Genomic DNA, 16074 nt, shown 5'->3' with positions numbered 1-16074 from the left:
ACAATTCGCAACGATCGATCAGCCAAGCGCTGGTTCGGCAGTTCGCCCTTTGGCTCCACAGAGTTTCTCCAGGTCGGGCGCCGTCGGATTTGAGATTTTTCCAACCTTCGTCAGGAACTCGACGCACTTCAAGGCCTGGCGCCCCATGATCCGTCCCATCTCCGTGTAGGCGGCGAATTGCCCTTCGTTGAACCATTGGTCGGACGTGGGGTCGTGGGGGAACACGCCGTTGGAGGCGGCATAGGTCAACAGCCACTCGGGGAAATCCCGGCACAGCACCGCTTTGGTGAAGATCAGGACGCCGCGACGTTCTTCTTCGGTGAGGCCGGAGGCCGCCGGGTAGGTGATCAGGCCGACGGCGACGGTCCTTTTGGCGAGCCGGTCTTTCAAGCTGTAAAACGGGTCGCCCTTTTTGAACGGCTCGCCGGCGCCGGGCGTGAGGTCGCGCAAGGAGTATCCGGGGAAATCGTCGAACGTGATCGTCACGCCCAGTTCGTATTCGGCCAGCCGCAGGGCGTCGGCCAGCCCGCTGGCCAAGGGCGGCGTGTCGCCCCCGCCGTCGACGCAGAAGATCAGTCGGCTGCGGCGGCGCAGCGCCTCGACCAGCCCGAGGTTCTCGTAGTGGCCGCCGTCGGTGACCTGCACCAGCCGACCGTCGCTGTAGTTGAAACCCAGCAGCTCGCGGTAGTAATAGCCGGCGCCGCGAACGGCGGGCAGCGACCTCGGCCAGGGCCTCTTGTTGTCCGCGGGGTCGATGCATTCGTCCTTCTCGGCGCCCGCGAGGTTGGCGACGAATCTCGGGTTGGGCAGCCAGGTGCCCAGGCGGGCGCCCGAGATGGCCAGCAGCTTCTCGAATCCTTTCTGATGGCGGCCCATGGCCGAGGCGAATGCCGCGCCGCTCACCGCGACCGCCGTCAGGACGGTGAGATCGCGCTTGATTCTCGGCGGCGCTTCGCGAAACAGCTTCGGGGTTTTCAGCCATCCCAGGTCGGGGCCGCCGATGTAGTCGTGGCTCAGCACATAGGACACCGCGTTCAGTCCCGGGGCGGGCTTGTCCTTTCCGGCGATGGTGGCCGCGGCCGCGAAGACGAACTTGGGGCCGCCGGCGGGCACTTTGCCAAACTCGTTGAACCAGGTGAATTTGTTGCGGTCGTAGGCTTCCGCGTGCCAGTGGTCGGCGTGCTTGACGCGCTGGACGGCGAACGCCTGGCCCAATCGGTACCGATAAAAGGGATTCAGGCTGATCGAGGCGATATCCACCGAGCCGACCCACAGCATGGTCAGCAGCAGCAGTACCGGGAGCCACCACGAGGAGAACGGCATCTGGACAAGGGCGTTCTCCTTACCGTCGGCGGTGGCGTGCTGAAACACGCTCGCGGCGAAGCAGCCCAGGGCGACCAGCCACGCGACCAGCAGGACGGTCAGGGTCGCCATCACCAGGATCAATGCGACGACGCCCGGCGGCAACAGCCGTTTCAACGACGAAAGTTTTGTCGCCTCCTTCGACAGCCAGTCGCGGTCCTTCCACACCATTGCGGCGATCGCCGCCAGGTAGTTCAGGCCGACCAACCCCGAGACGGCCGCGGCGGCGCCGCCCTGATTTCCTGGCGTGCGCTCACCTAGCCACCAGCAGAGCCGCATCAACGCGGGCAATCCGGCGACCACCGCCAGAACCAGCACCGCGAATACCGCGCTGCCCAGCGCGAGGCTCTGCAGCCGGAGCTTGAGCCACTCGCTCCATCTTTTCCACGATACGAACTCGACGAGCATCGCCGCGCTCGTGAAGAGGACGGCGAGAAGCGCGAAGGCGGCGACGGCGTACCACGAAGCGGAATGCCCTGTCAGGCAAAGGAGAGAGGGCGAGCGATCAAGCTTTTGATTCGGCACCGGAACCATTACGGCGAAGGAGAAGACGGAACGAGAAAGCAGATATCCGAGCACCGAGCCCAGCACCGCTGGCAGGGTGAAGAGGATGGCCATCGATGCGGTCAAATTCTTCAATACATTGGTCAGCGCGAGGAGCAATTCTCCGGGAGAGTCCGCGATATAGCTCGAGTGCCGCCGGAAATGGTCGAACTCGGGTGATCCCTCCTCGAAACGCTGTGACAACAAAGGGCTTTCATTGTCGTGCACGGCCAGCAGTCGCGCCCCGGCGGTGTAACCGCCGCCGGATACCGATATCACGTAGTCGACGGCGTCGATGAGCTTGGGAGCTGCCGCTCTGCGGCGAAAGCGCCGCCTGATTTTCGGCGTCAACTTGATCGGAGGCGCCTTCGAGAACTCTTGCGTCACACCCATGGCAATGCACGCCGATCGCACCCCGCCACCGGACAGGCAAATGGCCTGGACCGGGTCACCCTCCCGGGACTTCCGGATGTCCTCGGCGCCGGGTACGTAATATGCGTTGCCCCAGCTCAATTCGTCCGTTTTTACCCGCCTGGGCGGAGGTTTCGGTGACAAATCGCGCCACCACGTGGCGCCGGTCCTACCGGAGCAGGCGATTTCGGTCTTGCCGGGGGAGCACGCTTGGAACCACCGCGACCGCGCCGCCACCTCGCGCACGCGGGTTCGCAACCAGCGCCACGGCCACGTCAGCGCGGAGGAGCAGGCCCCAAGCCAGCGCCACCTCTCCGCCCGTTCGGACACCCACTCCCGCAGGCGCCGGGACCAGGGCACCAGCGCGCGCAGGAAAACTCCCAACGTTGCGAGGAACCCGCCGAGGGCCAGCAGTCCCGCGCACCATTTGACGATCGACGCCGCGGCTGCCGCCGTGACCAAGTTCGCCGAATCGTGGTGGCGGATGGCGCAATCGAGCAGCGCATGCTTGGCGAGGTCAGCGGCGACCGTAAGTCCCACCGCCACCGCGACGTATTTCGCTGACAGCTGGCCGAACGCGGAGATGGCCCACAGCAAGAAGATCCAGGCAAACCCGGCCAGCGCCAGGCCGTACCCGGCGATGAACCAGAAGTCGGTGGACAACGCGGCCCGAACCTGGTCGACGACGGCCGGATCCGGTGACCCGCCGCCGTAGACGTACCTCGCAACCGCCGACGGCGAACCCGGTCGTGGCCAGGAAAGCACCGCTATTGCCAGCCCCACCGCGACAAAGATTGATGCGGCCGCCGTTGGGACGAGTCGGCTTGCCCGCCGTTTCGCTGATTCGGTATCCGACATGGCGATCCTCTTCGATTCGAGTCGGTGTTCAAGCGCGTAGGCGCTCGTTTACCAAACCGCCACTGCGGAGGACGCAGTAGCGTAAGCCACTACCCCAACCGGGTGCCGCCGCGTTTCCTGTCGATCGACAGGATTTCCGTCTATGCGACCGGAGTCGCGGTAGTAGCGTTGTCACCAGCTCGGAAAGGGGGATCGCGATGCATGTCGATATAGATTCCCCGTGCTCGCGACGGGCAGTGCGGTGCAGCTGCGCTACATAAGCGTCCCGGCGCTGATCGCCGAGGCGGGCGGCGATCCGTGGTTGATCAACCAGAGCCTTCAGGTTGGTCGGCCGGCGCAGATCTCCGAGTTGGCGGAGGCCTTCCATGCCGCGGGTCGGTGCACCGCCGAGTCCAGCGCCTCGTTCGAGGAGGCGCGCCGCCGCTTCGAGGCGGCCTGGAACCACGAGGACGGCGACCACCCGATCAACGACTCCGCCGAGGTGCAGCGGGTGACGAAGGCGCTGGGCGCGCAGTCCCTGCAGCTGCCCAAGATCGGCTCCGACCTGGAAAGCATCGCCGCCTCCTTGGCCGAGGCGCAGCGAACCGGCGCGGGCGTGATCTCGACGCTGGAGGGTCAGCTGCAGCAGCTCGACAACGAGATCGGCCAGGCGGTGGAGGCCGAGAAAGACGTCCACCTGACCGCGGGCGAGCGAAAGCTGCTGGATCTGCACATCGCCGACCTCGAAAACGAGGCCATCGCCGACACCAAATCCGCTCTGGGCCAGATCGTATCGATACGCGATGGCTATTCGGCTTACCTGCAGGGGGCGCTGGCCACGCTGCGCGCCGAGGGCTACGACCCCGAGGTTCTGCAGGCGGTGGACGCCAAACCCGAGATTCCGCCGCCGGGCACCAGTCCGGAGGACGTGAACAGGTGGTGGACATCGTTGACGCCGGGGGAGCGCCAGCAACTCATCGCCGAGCACCCGGATCAGATCGGCAATGTCAACGGAGTCCCGGTCCTCGCGCGCAGCGACGCCAACATCGCGGTGATGACCCAGGACCTCAACCGGGTCCGCGACATCGCCGGCCGCTTCGGCGTCTCCCCGGACGACGTGCTGCGCGACCCGGCCAAGTACGGCCTGTCGGCCACCGACGTCACCCGCTACCAGAACGCCGATCAGACCAAGCAGGGCCTCGACCGCGACTCGGATCATGGCCACAACCCGGTGTTCCTATTCGCCTATGACCCACTGGCTTTCGGCGGTAAGGGCCGCGCCGCGATCGCCATCGGCAACCCCGACCTGGCCAAGAACACCGCGGTGATCGTGCCGGGCACCAGCAGCAGCGTGAAGGGCGGTTGGCTGCACGACGGCCACAACGACGCGCTCAACCTCTTCGGCCAGGCCAACGCCGCCGACCCGAAAAACCCCACGGCGGTGATCGCGTGGATGGGATACGACGCCCCCAACGACTTCAAGGACGTCCAGCGGATTTCCACCCCGGCGCTGGCCCGCACCGGCGGTCAGTCCCTGGCGCAAGACGTCAACGGCCTGTGGGCCACGCACCTCGGCGGCGGCCAGCACGTCACGGTGCTGGGCCACTCGTACGGCTCGACGACGGTGGCCGACGCGTTCGCCCTGGGCCACATGCACGCCAACGATGCGGTGCTCATCGGCTGCCCGGGCACCGACCTCGCACCCAACGCCGCCAGCTTCCATCTCGACGGCGGCCACGTGTACGTGGGCGACGCGTCGACGGATCCGGTCGGCATGCTCGGGGAGCTGAATGGCCTGAGCCACTACGTCAACCGGGACAACATCGGCGGTCAACTGCTCGGGTTGACGCCCGGCCTCGGCGCCGACCCCGCGGCCGACGGATTCGGATCGGTGCGGTTCCGCGCCGAGGTCCCCGGCTCCGACGGCATCAATCCGCACGACCATTCGTACTACTACCATCCCGGCAGCGAGGCGCTGCACAGCATGGCCGACATCACCTCGGGCCACGGCGACGCGCTGGAATCCGACGGCCTGACGGCCCAACACCGTTATCAGCCGGGCAAGGTCAACATCCCGGGCCTGGGTCCGGTCGGCCCCGGGATACCCGGTGTCGTCATCGACCCGGAGTGGGGCCGGGCGCCGGGATCTGTTACCGATGATCATGTCTTCGATGACCAACACCACCACTGAGCGGCAACGCATTTGGTCGCGGCGAGCACGGCTCGCCGCGACGGTGGTCGTCGTCATGCTGTTAGGAGGGTGTTCGCTGGTGTTTCCGAAACCGCATTCCTCGGGCTCTTCCAACCCCTTCGACGATTCCGCCCACCCCCTGACCGACGACCAGACCAAGGCCCAGGTGATCGAGCCGGCCAAGGAGATCGTCGCCGCCGCGGACCTGCAGGGCGTCGACGGCGGGTTTTCGTTCGCCTCCTGCAACGACCAGGGCGATCCGCCCTATCAGGGCAGGGTGACGATCGGGTTTCTGTTGCAGGGCGACCCCGACGCGTACTTCCAGCACATCCGCGACGCGATGCGGGCACGCGGCTGGAGCGAGGGCGCCCCACCCGGACAGCACTACCACGGCACCACGCTGAACAAGAACGGCGTGACCGCAAACATGAGCTTCCTGCCGTCGGACCACAGCCGCGGGCAGATCATCCTGTACGGCGAATGCCGGGACACGACCGACCACCACCACGACCCGGGCGCGGGGCTCGATATCACCGGCCAGCTGACCGCGCGCTGAGGCTAGCTGGACTTCTTGCCGCCCTTGCGGCCCGCGGCCTTCTTCTGGGACTGGTTACCGCCGCTGCCACTACCGCTGCTACGGCTGCTTTGGCTCCTGCCCGAACTCTTTCCGCCCCTGCTGGAGGCGCCCGGCGAATTAGATATTGCCGCCGCTCGGGACTTGCTCATCCCCTTTTTGCGCAGACCCTCGTACTGCTTGTCGTTCTTGACGCTCGACCCATGATCTTTCGCCACTTTGGTCTCCTTTACACCGTGGAACCCGAATACCCACTTTCAATCGCGCAGCACAGGACCCGGGACTCCACGGGATCGCTGTGATCGGACACCGGGTTGCCGATTTCCAATTTGGGTACTGGTCCAGTTGTCGACCAGCCCAGTGACGGGAAAGGACCGGATGGCGCCCCGAGATCCCGACGCGACCGACGCGCTGCTCAAAGAGCTGCTGCACACCTACGGGCCGTGCGGCCAGGAGGACGAGGTTCGGGCCGTCTGTGCCCGCGAGCTGCAACCCGTCGTCGACGACATGTGGACCGACGAGGCCGGGAACCTGATCGGCTACGTCGCCGCGGATGGTCGTCGCGAGGGCACCGCGCACCGACACCGATCGACCGCCGGGCCCAGCGGCGCGACGCGGGTGATGGCGCACATGGACGAACTGTCCATGCTGGTCAAACGGATCGAACCCGACGGATCACTGCACCTGACACAGCTCGGCACGATGTACCCGGGGAATTTCGGGCTCGGCCCCGTCGCCGTGCTCGGCGATCACGAGACGCTCACCGCCGTGCTCACGCTCGGCTCCGAGCACACCACCAAGGAGAGCCCACGGATCTGGCAAACCAAACCGGACCAGGGCGACCAGGCGCTGGATTGGCATCACGTCTACGTCTTCACCGGCCGCACCTGTAAGGAGCTCGCCGCCGCCGGCGTGCACCCCGGCACGCGGGTGTGCGTCGAACGGAGCAAGCGGACCCTGGTCGAGATCGGCGACTACGTCGGCTGCTACTTCCTCGACGACCGCGCCGCGGTGACCGCCCTGCTGCGCGCCGCTCAGTTGCTGCGCGAGCGCGGAGAACGGCCCGACGACGACGTCTACCTCGTGTTCACCACCAACGAGGAGATCGGTGGGGTGGGCGGCTCTCACGCCAGCGCCACGCTGCCCGGCAAGCTCACCATCGCGCTGGAGGTCGGGCCAACCGAGCAGGAGTACGGGACCACGGTCACCGGCGGCCCGATCGTCGGCTACAGCGACGCCATGTGTGTCTACGACAAGGACGTCGCCGACCGATTGATGGAGATCGCCACCGAGCGGGGCTTCGAACCGCAGGCCGCCGTCCTGGGCGCGTTCATGTCCGACGCCTCCCATTCCAAGGCCAGCGGGCTGACGCCGCGCGCGGGCCTGCTGTGCCTGCCCACGCTGAGCACCCACGGCTTCGAGGTCGTGCCGCGGCGCGCCATCGACGACGTGGCCGCGGTCGTCGTCGACTTCGTGCTGGGGCCCGAAAGCAATTCGGGCACAACGCATTAGCCGCCGGTCGGCTTGGTGGCGGCGACGAACTGCAGCACGCGTTGCGTCTGTTGCCCGACGTCGACGAGGCCGGCTGCGGAGAACAGCTCGACGAAGGCGTCGCGGTTGAACATCTCCAGGCCGATCACGCGAGCGCCGCCCGTCAGCACCCGGCGAAGCGGCGGCGCCCCGGTGGCGTAACTGGTGAGGATCGCGATCCGGCCGCCGGGCGCGAGCACCCGCAGCATCTCGCGGGCCACCCCGAACGGCTCGGGCATCAGATACAGCGCGCCGAAACAGCAGACGGCGTCGAATGTTTCGTCGGCGAACGGCAACGCCCGGGCATCGCCCCGGACGTAGCACGTGCGCGCACCGGAATTGTCCCGCACCGCGCGGGTCAGCATCGGCTCGGAGATGTCGAATCCGACCGCTAGGCCGCCGTCCCGCAGCTCCGCCGCCAGCGGCGCGGTGAAATTGCCCGGCCCGCAGGCGACATCGAGCAACCGTGCGGCGTTGTCGAGACGCAGGGCCGACGCCGCGCGGCGCTGTTCGGCGCGGGTGGTGACCCCGCTGGCGACGTAGAAGGCGGTCGGGCGCCACAGCCGCTCGTAGACGGTCGCGACGAACTGGCTGTTCATCGCGCGCTGCGCAAACGTCGGAGCCGGGGTACTCGTCGACTCGCCCAGCACGTCGAGGAAGCCGTGCCGCAACACCGCGGCCGTCTCGAGGAGGCCGCGCGTCGACTCGACCGGATCCTGGCTCATGCGTCTAGTTTGACCGTCGCACGCGGTGTCATCCTTGCCGCGCCGGGAACGCAACCCATAACGTGGGCAAGGGCCGAGATGACAATACGGATCAGCGGGGACATCGCAGTGGCCGAACTGACCGGAGCGCGGGCGGAAGAGCTCGCGACGATGGACATCTTCGAAGGCTGCCCAATCGAGGAGCTGGTGCCGCTGGCGGCCCGGCTCCAGCCGCTGCGCGCCGCCGCCGGCCAGGTGCTGATGCAGCAGGGCGAGCAGGCGGTTTCGTTCCTGCTCATCTCGTCGGGAACCGCCGAAATCAAGCGCGTCGACAACGACGGCACGATCAACGCCGGGGAGGTATCGCCCGGAACCATCGTGGGAGAGATCGCCCTGTTGCGGAACATCCCGCGCATCGCGACGGTCACCACGGCCGAACCGCTGACCGGCTGGATCGGCGACAACGACGCCTTCACCCGGATGGTGCACCTGCCCGGGGTCATGCCGCGGTTGCTGCGCACCGTGCGCCAGCGTCTGGCCGAATTCATCACCCCGATCCCCATCGAGGTCCGCGACGGTTCCCGCCTGATGCTGCGCCCGGTCCTGCCGGGCGACGACGAGCGCACGGTGCACGGCCACATCCAGTTCTCCAGCGAGACGCTGTATCGGCGGTTCATGACGGCCCGCATTCCCTCCCCGGCGCTGCTGCACTACCTGTCCGAGGTCGACTACGTCGACCACTTCGTGTGGGTGGTGACCGACGGGGACAACCCGGTGGCCGACGCCCGCTTCGTGCGCGACGAGAACGATCCCACGACCGCCGAGATCGCCTTCACCGTCGCCGACGCCTATCAGGGCCGGGGCATCGGCAGCTTCCTGATCGGCGCGCTGTCCATCGCCGCCAGGGTCGACGGCGTCGAAAGGTTCTCCGCGCGAATGCTTTCCGAAAACGCGCCGATGCGCGCGATCATGGACCACTACGGCGCGGTGTGGGAGCGCGAGGACGTCGGCGTCATCACCACCGTCATCGACGTGCCCCAGCGGCTGATCTTCGGGCGCCAGATGGCCGAACAGATCAAGCGCGTCGCCCGTCAAGTGATCGAAGCGGTCGGCTGAACGGGCATGCGGCCCTTCTGGATTGGCATTTCGGCGGTCCTGCTGATGGCGTGCTCACACGGGCCCGCTCACGCGCCGTCCGCCACACCCTCCAAACCTGCCGCCGCCCCCGACTCGAAGGTCAACCCCGCCAACATCAAGCGGGTGGTGGGCGAGCTGCCCCCGCACTACGAGGTGAGCACCGGCATCCCGAGCGGGCTCACACCGAGGGTGGTCTGGAGCCTCGGAGCCGACGCGAGGGCCAAGCCGCCGCAGTGCGCGACGCTCGCCGACCCGGGCGACGGACGCGACCAGTCCGCGCAGGGCTTCTCCGGGTCGGGCACCGGCGGCATCGTCGACGCGGTGGTGGTGACTTTGCCGGGGCCGGTGGACCTCGACCAGGGCGTCGTGGCGGCGTGCGGGCGGTGGACCATGAGCGACGGGCACACCACGGCAACCGTGCACCTCGTCGATGCCCCCCGCATCGACGGCGTCGCGACCATCGGCATGGTTGCCGACACCAAGTCGTCGGTCGAATCGGGTACCGAAATCGATTCGCGCGCATACATCTTCACCGCGTATCTGGGCAACTACTACGCGTTCACGACGCTGACCACTGACCCCGGTTCGGCGCTGCCCGCGCTGCCGGCGCAATTCGCCGCCGATCTCCTCGTCAAAACGGTGTCCACGTTGCGCAGCTGAGCATCCCCGTTGGGTAGATTGGCCACGATGTTGAAGGTGTTGCTCGCGACCGCATCCGTGTGCGTGCTCGCCGGATGCTCGTCGGGCAGCGATCCCGCACCCGTGAAGGCGGACATCGGCAAGGTCGCCGACGTCAAGTCGAGTTTCGGGCCCGACTACAAGGTGACCGACATTCCCGTTCGGGGCGTCGACCCCAAACTGCTCTCGGCCCGAAAACTGCCCGACGGCCTGACCTTCGACCCGGCGAACTGCGCGAAAGCGGCGGTGGGCCCGGACATGCCACCCGACCTGCAGGGCAACATGGCCGCCCTATCCGCCGAGGGCAACGGCAACCGGTTCGTCGTCATCGCCTTGGAGACGTCAAAAGCCCTGCCGTTCAACGACCCCGGAAAGGACTGCGCCAAGGTGGCATTCGCCGGCACCGGGGTGCGCGGCGGCATAGAGGTGATCGATGCCCCGCACATCGACGGGGCCCGCACCACGGGCGTGCACCGGGTCCTGCAGGCCGTGGTCGGCGGGGGAGCCCGCACCGGCGAGCTGTACGACTATTCGGCTCAATTCGGTGATTTCCAGGTCATCGTCATCGCCAATCCGCTGGTCATTCCCGACCAGCCGGTGGCCAAGATCGACACCCAACGCGCGCGGGACCTGCTCGTCAAGGCGGTGGCCGCGGTCCGTTCCTAGCGGACGTCGCGGGGCCGGAACTGGATGCTGACGCGGGGGCCGACGGCCGCCGACGTCTTGGGCACCGCGTGCTCCCAGGTGCGCTGGCACGACCCGCCCATCACCAGCAGATCGCCGTGCGCCTGCGGCAGCCGCAGCGACGGCCCGCCACCGCGCCGCCGCATCGCAAAAGTGCGTGTCGCGCCCAGGCTGACGATCGCCACCATGGTGTCCTGCGAACTGCTGCGCCCGATGGTGTCGCCATGCCAGGCGACGCTGTCCGCGCCGTCGCGGTAACAACACAGCCCGACGGTGGTGAAGGGCTCGCCGAGCTCGCCCGCGTAGATGTCGTTGAGCCGCCGCCGCAGCTTGCCCAGCAGCGGGTGTGGGGGATCCTCGACCGTCAGGTCGTGAAAGCTGACCAGCCGCGGCACGTCGACCACCCGGTCGTACATGTGGCGGCGCTCGGCGCGCCATGGAACGGTCGACAGGAGGTCGGCGAGCAGGACATCGGCCTCGGTCAGCCAGCCGGCGCGGATCTCGATGAAGGCGCCCTCACCGAGCTGCCTGCGCTCGGTGTGCTCGAACAGCGAGCCCTGAACCGCGATGCTCACGGCGCCCAGTTTATCGCACATCCGTTCGATGGCGACGGGGCCGGCCCGGCGACCCGCTACCGTTTTCAGGGTGGGTGTTGTTGAGCTGGGCACCAATTCCGAGGTCGGCGCGCTGCGGGTCGCTATCCTGCACCGCCCCGGCGCGGAGCTGCGCCGGCTCAATCCGCGCAACAACGACCAGCTGCTCTTCGACGGGTTGCCCTGGGTCGCGCGGGCGCAGGAGGAACACGACCAGTTCGCCGAGCTGCTGCGTTCCCGGGGCGTCGAGGTGCTGCTGCTGTCGGATCTGCTGACCGAGGCGCTCAACCACAGCGGGGCCGCCCGGATGCAGGGTGTCGCGGCCGCGGTGGACGCTCGTCGGCTCGGAACGCCACTGGCGCAAGAGCTTTCGGCCTACCTGCGGGGGCTGGACCCGGTGATGCTGGCCTCCGTGTTGATGGCCGGCATGACGTTCAACGAGCTGCCGCCGGACACCCGGACCGACGTCTCCCTGGTGCTTCGCATGCACCACGGGGCGGACTTCGTCATCGACCCACTGCCGAACCTGGTGTTCACCCGCGACTCGTCGATATGGATCGGGCCGCGGGTGGTGATCCCGACGCTGGCGCTGCGGGCGCGCGTTCGCGAGGCGTCGTTGACCGACCTGATCTATGCCCACCACCCGCGGTTCACCGGGGTGCGCCGCGCCTACGAGTCGCGCACCGCCCCCGTCGAGGGCGGTGACGTGCTGCTGCTCGCCCCCGGGGTGGTCGCGGTCGGGGTTGGCGAACGGACGACCCCGGCGGGCGCGGAAGCGTTGGCGCGCAGCCTTTTCGACGACGATCTCGCGCACACGGTGCTCGCGGTGCCGATCGCCCAGCGGCGCGCGCAGATGCACCTGGACACGGTGTGCACGATGGTCGACACCGACACCGTGGTGATGTACGCGAACGTCGTCGACACGCTGTCGGCCTTCACCATCCAGCGCACGCCCGACGGCGTCGCCATCGGCGACGAGACGCCGTTCCCGGAGGCGGCCGCCAAGGCGATGGGGATCGACAAGCTGCGGGTCATCGGCACGGGGCTGGACCCCCTCGTCGCCGAGCGCGAGCAGTGGGACGACGGCAACAACACGCTGGCCCTGGCGCCCGGCGTCGTCGTCGCCTACGAGCGCAACGCGCAGACCAACGCCCGCCTCGAGGAGGCGGGCATCGAGGTGCTCACCATCGCGGGATCCGAATTGAGCACCGGCCGCGGCGGCCCGCGGTGCATGTCCTGTCCCGCCGCGCGCGATCCGGTCTAGTTTCGTCTTGCGCCGAGATTGCCGTCATGGTCGTGGCGGTGCACAAATCGCAGCCCTCACGGCAATCTCGGTGCGTCTCTCCGGGCCAAGGCGGCGCGTGCCCGTTCGATGACGACGTTCGGCCTGTCTTCGTTGATCACCTTGATCACCTGCCAACCGAGGCGATGGATCATCTCGGCTCGGCGGATGTCGCGCACGTATTGCCGCCGATCGGTTCGATGCTGGTCGCCGTCGTATTCGAGTGCCACCATTGGCCCTTCCCATCCCATATCGAGGAACGCGACGAGGATGCCATCCGTGACCCGAATCTGTGTCGTAGGCCGCGGTAAGCCGGCGTCGATGAGCATCAGCCGCAACCAGCTCTCTTTGGGAGACTGCGCGCCACCGTCCATCAGCGAGAGCGCTGTTCGGCACTGACGGACGCCCCGTGCGCCCGGGTGGCGCTCGATCAACGGCATTACGTCCGCGGCGCTGAGGCCGGTAGCGGCCGATAGCGCGTCAAGATTGGCGACTGCGGGATCGCGCGGGAGATAACGCGCCAGATCGAACGCGGTACGCGGCGGGTTCGTCAGTCGCAGCTGATCCCGCTCAACGAGATCCTGCGCGGCGATGCGTTCGCGGCGGACGATGATGCCCGGCGGCGGATGGTTGAACGGCCCGACGATCTCAACAGGAGTGAAGTCCTCGACCCATTTGGCTCCGTGCAGCGCGGCGGCCGCGCGTCCCGCGATGATTCCCCGGCGGCCGGACCGCAACCACGCCGCGTAGATGTCGTCCCTCAGCGAGCGTGACGCGGTCTTGGGTAGATAGACATCGCGATGGATCTTCCTGTAGTTCCAACGCAATTGGCCGCGCGTGAGGGCGCCGCGCGCTACTGCTTCGCTCCCGAGAAAGACCCCCGCCACGCGGCCATGATGCGCGCCACCACCGACAGCCCGCCGAGATTGCCGTCATGGTCGTGATCGCGCGCCAATCACAGCCACCACGGCAATCTCGCAGGCTCGCCGCAGGGCCGCAAAAACTATCGCCAGCTGGGCAGCCAGATCTCCATGTTCCAGGTCTGCTGGGAGATCGGCAGGCCGGTCAGCACCGGGAACAGCCACGCGAAATTGGTGACCACCAACGCCACGTAGCAGCAGACCGCGATCAGTCCCAGCGTTCGCCGCTCGGAGTTTTGGCCACGGGCATAAAGGATGTCGCCGCAGATCAGTGCGATGCCCATGGCCAGGAACGGCGCCATCGTCGAGGCGTAGAAGAAGTACATCTGCCGGTCGATGTCGGCGAACCACGGCAGCCACCCCGCGCAATAACCGATCACGACGGCCGCGTAGCGCCAGTCGCGGCGCACCAGCATCCGCCAAAGCGCGTAGAGCAACACTGGCACCGCCAGCCACCACATCGCCGGGGTGCCCACCAACATCTCCGCCTTGACGCAGGACTGCGCGCCGCAGCCGGGGACGTTCTGCTGGTCGATGGCGTAGAGCACCGGTCGCAACGACATCGGCCAGCTCCACGGTTTGGATTCCCATGGGTGGTAGTTGCCGGCGGAATTCGTCAGGCCCGCGTGGAACTGAAACGCCTTGGCGGTGTAGTGCCACAGCGAGCGAATGGCGTCGGGCATCAGCGGAACAACCGAGTGCGGGCCGATCGACTGGCCGACCTCGTGGCGGTCGATCGCGGTCTCGGACGCGAACCAGGGCGCGTAGCTGGCGAGGTAGACGGCGAACGGGATGAGCGCCAGCGCGTACCCGGTGGGGAGCACGTCGCGCCGCAAAACCCCCAGCCATGGCCGGTTGACTTGGTATTGGCGCCGCGCCGCGACGTCGAACCCCAACGACATCACGCCGAAGAACACCACGAAATACAGGCCGGACCACTTTGTCCCGCAAGCCAATCCGAGCATCACCCCGGCAAGGAAGCGCCACCAGCGCACGCCCAGCCGCGGGCCCCACACGGTTTGGGCGCTGCGGCCCTCCGCGAGCGCGACGTGCAGCCGCAGTCGCACCTGATCGCGGTCGACGATGAGGGCGCCGAACGCCGCCACCACGAAGAAGGTCAGCAGGCCGTCGAGCAGTGCGGTCCGCGCGGTGACGAAGCTGACGCCGTCGCAGATCACCAGCACCCCGGCGATCGCGCCGACCAGCGTCGAGCGGCTGATCCGCCGGACCGTCCGCATCACCAGCACCACCATGACCACGCCGAGCAGGGCGCCGGTGAACCGCCAGCCGACCCCGTTGTAGCCGAAGATCGCCTCGCCGATCGCGATCAATTGCTTGCCGACCGGCGGGTGCACGACCAGACCGAACCCGGGGTTGTCTTCCACCCCGTGGTTGTGCAGCGCCTGCCACGCCTGGGGCGCATAGTGCTTCTCGTCGAAGACGGGTGTGCCGGCATCGGTCGGCGAGCCCAGGTTGAGGAACCGGGTCACCGTCGCCAGCACCGTGATCACCCCGGTTGCGACCCAGCCGCGGATGGTGTCGGTCGGCCCGAACTCCGCCACCGGAACCAGCGGGCCGGGGCTGTCGAGGGGTACGACACGCTCGCGCTCGGCGACGGCGCTTTCGCGGGGCGGGGCGGTCATCACGTCGATCGTAGGCTGTCCGTCATGACCTCCGGTCGCCTATTGCTGGGCGCGACTCCGCTGGGCCAGCCGTCGGATGCCTCGCCCCGCCTGATCGACGCGCTGGTGCGCGCCGACGTGGTGGCCGCCGAGGACACCCGGCGGGTGCGGATCCTGGCCAAGGCGCTGGGAGCCGGTATCACCGGCCGGGTGGTCAGCCTGTACGACCGGGTCGAGGCCACCCGGGTGCCTGCCCTGGTCGACGCGATGACGGCCGGCGCGACGGTGCTGGTGGTCAGCGATGCCGGGATGCCGTTGATCAGCGACCCCGGCTACCGGCTGGTGGTCGCGTGCGTGGATGCCGGCGTGCCGGTCCAGTGCCTGCCCGGGCCGTCCGCGGTGACGACCGCGCTCGCGGTGTCCGGCCTGCCCTCGGAACGGTTCTGCTTCGAGGGGTTCGCCCCGCGCAAGAAGTCGGCGCGCCGAACGTGGTTGGCCTCGCTGGCCGACGAGCGGCGCACCTGTGTGTTCTTCGAATCGCCGCGGCGGCTGGCGGCGTGCCTGCGCGACGCCGCGGACGAGCTCGGCGGCGCCCGCCGGGCGGTGGTCTGCCGGGAGCTGACGAAGGTGCACGAGGAAGTGGTGCGCGGGTCGCTCGAGGAGCTGGCGGCGTGGGCGAACGACGGGGTGCTGGGCGAGATCACCGTGGTGCTCGCGGGCGCGACGCCCCGCGCCGACCTGCCGTCGCTGGTGGCCGAGGTCCAGGAGCTGGTCGCCGGCGGGGTGCGGGTCAAGGACGCCTGCAGCGAGGTGGCCGCGGCGCATCCGGACGTGCGTACGCGCCAGCTCTACGACGCGGTCTTGCAGCTACGTGACGACTAGTTCAGGGTGTGCAGGCCTTCAGCGGACCGATCCCGGGTGTGCAGATCTGCGGGTGCGGCGGCAGCGGCGGCGGGCCGGGCAGGCACTGGACCGGCACGCCGGCATCCACGCACGCGACCACCAG

General features: G+C 68.0%; 15 protein-coding genes. 9 read left to right on the top strand and 6 right to left on the bottom strand.

All coding sequences use genetic code 11. From position 1 onward, the window contains the following. Positions 1-18: 18 nt before the first annotated feature. The gene (locus A5655_RS21495; protein ID WP_156764976.1) at positions 19-2913 is read right to left on the bottom strand and encodes a hypothetical protein; all 2895 of its coding nucleotides are present in this window, start codon (positions 2911-2913) and stop codon (positions 19-21) included. Here A5655_RS21495 and A5655_RS29155 point away from each other — a divergent pair. The 3 genes from A5655_RS29155 to A5655_RS21485 all read left to right on the top strand — a co-directional run bounded on the left by A5655_RS29155 (position 2900) and on the right by A5655_RS21485 (position 5900). Then, on the top strand, positions 2900-3031 hold the full coding sequence (locus A5655_RS29155; protein WP_255362022.1) for a hypothetical protein: 132 nt from the start codon (positions 2900-2902) through the stop codon (positions 3029-3031). The genes A5655_RS21495 and A5655_RS29155 overlap by 14 nt on opposite strands. A gap of 384 nt (positions 3032-3415) precedes the next feature. Further along, a complete protein-coding gene (locus A5655_RS21490) occupies positions 3416-5344 on the top strand; it encodes an alpha/beta hydrolase (RefSeq protein ID WP_067013602.1) in 1929 nt (642 codons plus the stop codon). Continuing rightward, complete coding sequence (locus A5655_RS21485) at positions 5325-5900, top strand: hypothetical protein (RefSeq protein WP_067013531.1); 576 nt, start codon at positions 5325-5327, stop codon at positions 5898-5900. The genes A5655_RS21490 and A5655_RS21485 overlap by 20 nt, the downstream gene beginning before the upstream one ends. A 2-nt stretch (positions 5901-5902) precedes the next feature. Here the strand turns inward: A5655_RS21485 and A5655_RS27415 are convergent, their stop codons facing one another. Next, the gene (locus tag A5655_RS27415; protein ID WP_082978795.1) at positions 5903-6136 is read right to left on the bottom strand and encodes a hypothetical protein; all 234 of its coding nucleotides are present in this window, start codon (positions 6134-6136) and stop codon (positions 5903-5905) included. Between the two features lie 160 nt (positions 6137-6296). Here A5655_RS27415 and A5655_RS21480 point away from each other — a divergent pair, with 160 nt between their 5' ends. After that, on the top strand, positions 6297-7430 hold the full coding sequence (locus tag A5655_RS21480; protein WP_067013529.1) for a M20/M25/M40 family metallo-hydrolase: 1134 nt from the start codon (positions 6297-6299) through the stop codon (positions 7428-7430). Here the strand turns inward: A5655_RS21480 and A5655_RS21475 are convergent. Then, positions 7427-8173: a class I SAM-dependent methyltransferase gene (locus A5655_RS21475; protein WP_067013527.1), complete on the bottom strand. Its 747-nt coding sequence runs from the start codon at positions 8171-8173 to the stop codon at positions 7427-7429. The genes A5655_RS21480 and A5655_RS21475 overlap by 4 nt on opposite strands. Before the next feature lie 78 nt (positions 8174-8251). On the opposite strand from A5655_RS21475, the gene A5655_RS21470 reads away from it, so the two are divergent. From A5655_RS21470 to A5655_RS21460, 3 genes are read left to right on the top strand one after another with little or no spacing between them, the layout of a single operon-like run. After that, positions 8252-9268 (top strand): GNAT family N-acetyltransferase, encoded by a 1017-nt coding sequence (locus A5655_RS21470; RefSeq protein ID WP_156764975.1) that lies wholly within the window; start codon positions 8252-8254, stop codon positions 9266-9268. 6 nt (positions 9269-9274) lie between these two features. Next, positions 9275-9949 (top strand): DUF5642 family protein, encoded by a 675-nt coding sequence (locus A5655_RS21465; RefSeq protein ID WP_067013523.1) that lies wholly within the window; start codon positions 9275-9277, stop codon positions 9947-9949. A 27-nt stretch (positions 9950-9976) separates the two neighbouring features. Beyond that, the gene (locus tag A5655_RS21460; RefSeq protein WP_067013521.1) at positions 9977-10633 is read left to right on the top strand and encodes a DUF5642 family protein; all 657 of its coding nucleotides are present in this window, start codon (positions 9977-9979) and stop codon (positions 10631-10633) included. Here A5655_RS21460 and A5655_RS21455 read toward each other — a convergent pair. Continuing rightward, positions 10630-11226, bottom strand: a complete 597-nt coding sequence (locus A5655_RS21455; RefSeq protein ID WP_197508763.1) for an alpha-ketoglutarate-dependent dioxygenase AlkB — start codon at positions 11224-11226, stop codon at positions 10630-10632. The genes A5655_RS21460 and A5655_RS21455 overlap by 4 nt on opposite strands. 70 nt (positions 11227-11296) lie before the next feature. Here A5655_RS21455 and arcA point away from each other — a divergent pair, with 70 nt between their 5' ends. Further along, positions 11297-12508 carry an arginine deiminase gene (arcA, locus tag A5655_RS21450; protein ID WP_067013517.1) on the top strand — a complete coding sequence of 404 codons (1212 nt, stop codon included), beginning with the start codon at positions 11297-11299 and terminating at the stop codon, positions 12506-12508. 56 nt (positions 12509-12564) lie between these two features. Here the strand turns inward: arcA and A5655_RS21445 are convergent, their stop codons facing one another. Next, positions 12565-13413, bottom strand: a complete 849-nt coding sequence (locus tag A5655_RS21445) for a hypothetical protein (RefSeq protein ID WP_067013515.1) — start codon at positions 13411-13413, stop codon at positions 12565-12567. 116 nt (positions 13414-13529) lie between these two features. Further along, a complete protein-coding gene (locus A5655_RS21440; protein WP_067013513.1) occupies positions 13530-15089 on the bottom strand; it encodes a dolichyl-phosphate-mannose--protein mannosyltransferase in 1560 nt (519 codons plus the stop codon). 24 nt (positions 15090-15113) lie between these two features. Here A5655_RS21440 and rsmI point away from each other — a divergent pair, with 24 nt between their 5' ends. Next, positions 15114-15950 carry a 16S rRNA (cytidine(1402)-2'-O)-methyltransferase gene (rsmI, locus tag A5655_RS21435; RefSeq protein WP_067013511.1) on the top strand — a complete coding sequence of 279 codons (837 nt, stop codon included), beginning with the start codon at positions 15114-15116 and terminating at the stop codon, positions 15948-15950. Positions 15951-16074: the final 124 nt, after the last annotated feature.

The organism is Mycobacterium sp. 1081908.1, from assembly GCF_001673535.1.
In the GTDB taxonomy this organism is placed as follows: Bacteria; Actinomycetota; Actinomycetes; order Mycobacteriales; family Mycobacteriaceae; genus Mycobacterium.
The sequence above is the reverse complement of the archived record's forward strand: the minus strand, read 5'-3'. Positions and strand labels throughout refer to the sequence as shown.

Excerpts from the sequence above, each read along its gene's own strand:
- A5655_RS21480 (WP_067013529.1), top strand. The coding sequence starts at position 6,297 with ATGGCGCCCCGAGATCCCGACGCGACCGACGCGCTGCTCAAAGAGCTG.
- A5655_RS21485 (WP_067013531.1), top strand. The coding sequence starts at position 5,325 with ATGACCAACACCACCACTGAGCGGCAACGCATTTGGTCGCGGCGAGCA.
- A5655_RS29155 (WP_255362022.1), top strand. The coding sequence starts at position 2,900 with ATGGCCCACAGCAAGAAGATCCAGGCAAACCCGGCCAGCGCCAGGCCG.
- A5655_RS21465 (WP_067013523.1), top strand. The coding sequence starts at position 9,275 with ATGCGGCCCTTCTGGATTGGCATTTCGGCGGTCCTGCTGATGGCGTGC.
- A5655_RS21460 (WP_067013521.1), top strand. The coding sequence starts at position 9,977 with ATGTTGAAGGTGTTGCTCGCGACCGCATCCGTGTGCGTGCTCGCCGGA.
- A5655_RS21440 (WP_067013513.1), bottom strand. The coding sequence starts at position 15,089 with ATGACCGCCCCGCCCCGCGAAAGCGCCGTCGCCGAGCGCGAGCGTGTC.
- A5655_RS21475 (WP_067013527.1), bottom strand. The coding sequence starts at position 8,173 with ATGAGCCAGGATCCGGTCGAGTCGACGCGCGGCCTCCTCGAGACGGCC.
- A5655_RS21470 (WP_156764975.1), top strand. The coding sequence starts at position 8,252 with ATGACAATACGGATCAGCGGGGACATCGCAGTGGCCGAACTGACCGGA.
- rsmI (WP_067013511.1), top strand. The coding sequence starts at position 15,114 with ATGACCTCCGGTCGCCTATTGCTGGGCGCGACTCCGCTGGGCCAGCCG.